Source organism: Microvirga sp. P4_G7 (assembly GCF_056401005.1).
This window is the reverse complement of sequence record NZ_JBFUKD010000395.1, coordinates 1-3,538: the sequence shown is the minus strand read 5'-3', so window position 1 is coordinate 3,538 and position 3,538 is coordinate 1. Positions and strand designations below refer to the sequence as shown.

General features: G+C 59.7%; 4 protein-coding genes. 1 reads left to right on the top strand and 3 read right to left on the bottom strand.

Annotated features, from left to right (window positions below; genetic code table 11):
- Positions 1–597, top strand: a 597-nt coding sequence (locus tag AC1DT3_RS15265) for an MmgE/PrpD family protein (protein ID WP_477466094.1), incomplete at its 5' end; no start/stop codon positions are given.
- 87 nt (positions 598–684) lie between these two features.
- Here AC1DT3_RS15265 and AC1DT3_RS15260 read toward each other — a convergent pair.
- From AC1DT3_RS15260 to AC1DT3_RS15250, 3 genes are all read right to left on the bottom strand, one after another.
- Positions 685–2,100: an MmgE/PrpD family protein gene (locus AC1DT3_RS15260; RefSeq protein WP_477466093.1), complete on the bottom strand. Its 1,416-nt coding sequence runs from the start codon at positions 2,098–2,100 to the stop codon at positions 685–687.
- Between the two features lie 18 nt (positions 2,101–2,118).
- Entirely contained in the window at positions 2,119–2,790 is a 672-nt protein-coding gene (locus AC1DT3_RS15255; RefSeq protein WP_477466092.1) for a cysteine hydrolase family protein, read from the bottom strand.
- Between the two features lie 3 nt (positions 2,791–2,793).
- Positions 2,794–3,538 (bottom strand): polysaccharide deacetylase family protein (locus tag AC1DT3_RS15250; RefSeq protein ID WP_477466091.1); only part of this gene is annotated, 745 nt, incomplete at its 5' end.

The following is a 3,538-nucleotide window of genomic DNA, read 5'->3' as shown; positions in this document are numbered from 1 at the left end:
AGCGAGCTGGTGCAAAAGCCGTTCCCGACTGGCCGCGCCACGCATGGCGCGATCGAGGCCATCGCGCGTCAAAAAGATCTCCATGGGATCGCACCGGAGATGATCGAGCGCCTCGTCGTCAGGATCACGCCGGTCGCCTTCACGCTCGTCGGGCGCCCCCTCAAGTCCGACATGCCGCAGAACTATGCTCGCCTATGCCTTGTTTACTGTGCTGCCCGCGCGCTTACCGGTGGCACAGTCAGCGTGGACGATTTCACACCCGCCGCATTGAAAGACCGCGATCTTCTCAGATTGGCGGAGCGTGTCGAGATCGTCACCCTCGACACGTCTGAATTGAGCGCGTTCGGCCCCACTCAGGTCGAGATTCATCTCAAGGATGGGCGTGTATTCCGTGATGCCGTCGATGTCGCCCTCGGTCATCCGTCCAACGCGCTGTCGGAAGAGCGGCATATTGAAAAATTCAGGGCGAATTGCAAAGCCGGTTTCAGCGCGCTGGAACCGGGCGCTGTTGAGGGCCTGATCGACATCATCGCTGATCTCGAAGCCTTGCGCGACATGCGCGGTCTCATGGATCTTGCGGCGGCACCGGGAATGTAACACCGACCGAAGCAGGCGAAGCCAAAACCGTCTCGGATCTTGGCTCCGCTGCTTTTCGATCTGGGCCGAGAATGCGAGCTCTACGCCTCAGGCGGCCTTTTTCGCGGATGTGCTATTGATCAGATCCAGAAGCGCACCCACGTTGGAAAGTGATTCCAGCGACCAGATAGCATCCAGCGCCTCTCGCGCCTGTCGATCGTCGAGAACGCCCTGCACACAGTCCATGAACTTCTCTTCGAGCTCCTTATCCGTCAGCGGATAGAGAGGACCGCCGCGATAGCGGTCGTCCGAGAAGCGCTCGATCGTCTCGCCCGACTTCGTGACGACCGCGATACGGGACAAAATCCGTTCGTGCCCCATGGCATCGATGGCGGGATCGAATTTGGTATCCACGCGGCGCTGCATGGCTTGCACCTCCGGTCGCCGTACGAAATCGTCCGTGAATTCCGCTTTTCCGGCACGACCGCGCAAGATGATGGCCGAGAGGAGGAATGCCATGCAGAACTTTGCTTCGAGCTCAGTCGTCGCGACCTTGAACCGGATCGGATGTAGAATGTTGTTCGCGGCGAACAGCGTGACGCTCTCGATATCTTCCGGCTTGAGATTGTTCTCGGCCATCAGGAACTTCATGGCATCCATGGATGGATGCGTCAGGACGCCAGACGGGTAGGGTTTGATGCTGACGCCCGGCTCTTGGATCGAGAATGGACGACCAAAGCGGCCGAGCACCAGATCCGGCTCGCCGCCCCTTCCGGCGACGGAGAGATAGCCCCACTTGCCGTCGAGAGCTTCGTCATTGAACGTGAATCCCTCGCGCACGAGAAGCGCGCTGGTCACGCCATTCTCCGATGAGCGCGCCACGTGCATGGGTTTCCCCATGGTTCCGAAATTGGCGCGAATGCCCGCAGCCATCGAGGCTGCGCCCCCGATCGCTTGGGCTGTCTGTCCACCATCGAAGCCGAGGAGCTTTGACGCGGTGACTGCCGAGCCGAAGGTCCCGACAGTCCCGCTCGTGTGAAAACCGAGATTGTAGTGATCCGGGTTGATCGCCTCCGCGACCTTGCATTCGACTTCGAAGCCGCTGACAAACGCGGTCAGGAAGGCCTTTCCACTGACATTGCCGAGCAGCTCCGACACGGCGAGCGCGGCCGAGAGCGGTGGAATGGTCGGATGCGTGAGGAGGCCGTAGGGACGGCCCGGCCCTTCAGCCACCTGCGTGTCGTCCCAATCCATCACATGGCCTGCGAGGCCATTCCAGAAAGCCGCCTGCTGTGCCGAAACACGCAGATCCGCGTGGCCGACGACGCGTGCGACCGGCGCACCGCCAGTCGTCTTGAGATACGTCGCGGCAATCGTAAGCGCGTGTTGCTCCGTGCCCGCGAGCATCACGCCGAGGCCGTCGATGATGCAGCGCTTGGCTATCCGCAAGGCTTCCGGGGGAATATCCTCATACTTCAACGAACTTGAAAATGCCGACGCGTCGGATGTGAGCAATCTGCTCATAGGGACCTCCAGGATCTGTTAGGATGCGACCGCATCTGCGGCGGATTTGAGCCAGATGCTTTCGACTTCGGTACTCTTACAAACGAGGCCGAAGCGAGCATCCGCCGTCTTCAGGGTCGCATCGTGGAGCGATTGATCCCACGAGGCGCAGGCGTCTCCCGGAAGAACGACGTAGTAGCCGCTTTCGAAGGCATCCCTCAGCGTGCTCTCGACACAAACGTTCGTCGACACGCCCGTCGGGATCACCGTTCGGATGTCATTTGCGCGCAGAACCATATCGAGGTTCGTGCCTTTGAAAGCGCTGTAGCGGTGTTTGCGTATTTCGATTTCACCAACTTGGGGACTGAGTTGATCGATGAACGCGGCACCATCGCTATCGGCCATGGCTATTCTGTCGGACGCAAATCGCGAACGTCTGCGCTGGCTGAGCCACGGTCCGGAATCGCTCAAGTGGTCTTCGAGCGTCCAGAACCCCACATGGCACACCAGAACTCCGGCTTGGCGCGCGGCGGCGAGCAGCCTCTGCAAGGTCGGAATGATGGATCGCGCAGCCGTGAGTGGGCGGCCGGCCCGGCTCGCCGCATAGCCATCGACGCAGAAATCCTTCTGCATGTCGATGATCAAAAGCGCTGTCTGCGCCGGATCGACCCGGCGATCGAACGCGGCGAGAATATCTGGTTCTCTTCCCATGGCTTAGGTCGTCTCCTCGATAAACCAATCTGCAATCTGCGATCCGTTCAAGAAGCAGACATCACCTCGCGCCATGAGCAGATCCACCATGCGCTCGAGATAAACGAACCTGTGTGCAACACCGACGAGATGTGGATGCAGACCGATGCCCAGAACGCGTGGCGTCGCTGATCTCGTCTCTTGTTCAAAACATTCGATCGTCGCCTGCAGACGATGAAACATCTCGTCGGAACGGTGCTTCTCCACCGCATAGATCACGCTATCGTTGATCTCCAGGTTGTACGGCATTGCGATGAGTGGGCGCGATGTCGTCGACATCCATGACGGCAAGTCGTCGACACCCCAATCACAGACATATTCGATATCCGTCTGCGCCAGGATATCGGGCGTCTCCCAGCTCTCGCGGAGGCCTGGGCTGAGCCAGCCCCTCACCTTCATGCCGCTGAATCGATACAGCTTGTCCAGTGCCTGTTCGATGATTTCCCGTTCGCTCTGCGCCTGCAGGCCGACCTGGTGCATGCCGTGCCCGATCAGTTCCCAGCCGAGGTCCAGAATCTCTTCGGCACAGGTCGGATAGTAGTCGATGACGCTGGCATTGATGCTGGCGGACGCTGTTATTCCGCGCTCTCGAAAAAGTCTGAGAATTCGAGACATCCCGACCCGCATGCCGTAATCGGCCCAGCAGAAATTTGGAATGTCCGGAATCTGTTCGATGCCGTGCGGCGCTGTGAGAAGCTTGCGCGGCATC

Bases quoted from the DNA above. Each gene is read 5' to 3' on its own strand.
- AC1DT3_RS15260 (WP_477466093.1), bottom strand. From the start codon at position 2,100: ATGAGCAGATTGCTCACATCCGACGCGTCGGCATTTTCAAGTTCGTTG.
- AC1DT3_RS15255 (WP_477466092.1), bottom strand. From the start codon at position 2,790: ATGGGAAGAGAACCAGATATTCTCGCCGCGTTCGATCGCCGGGTCGAT.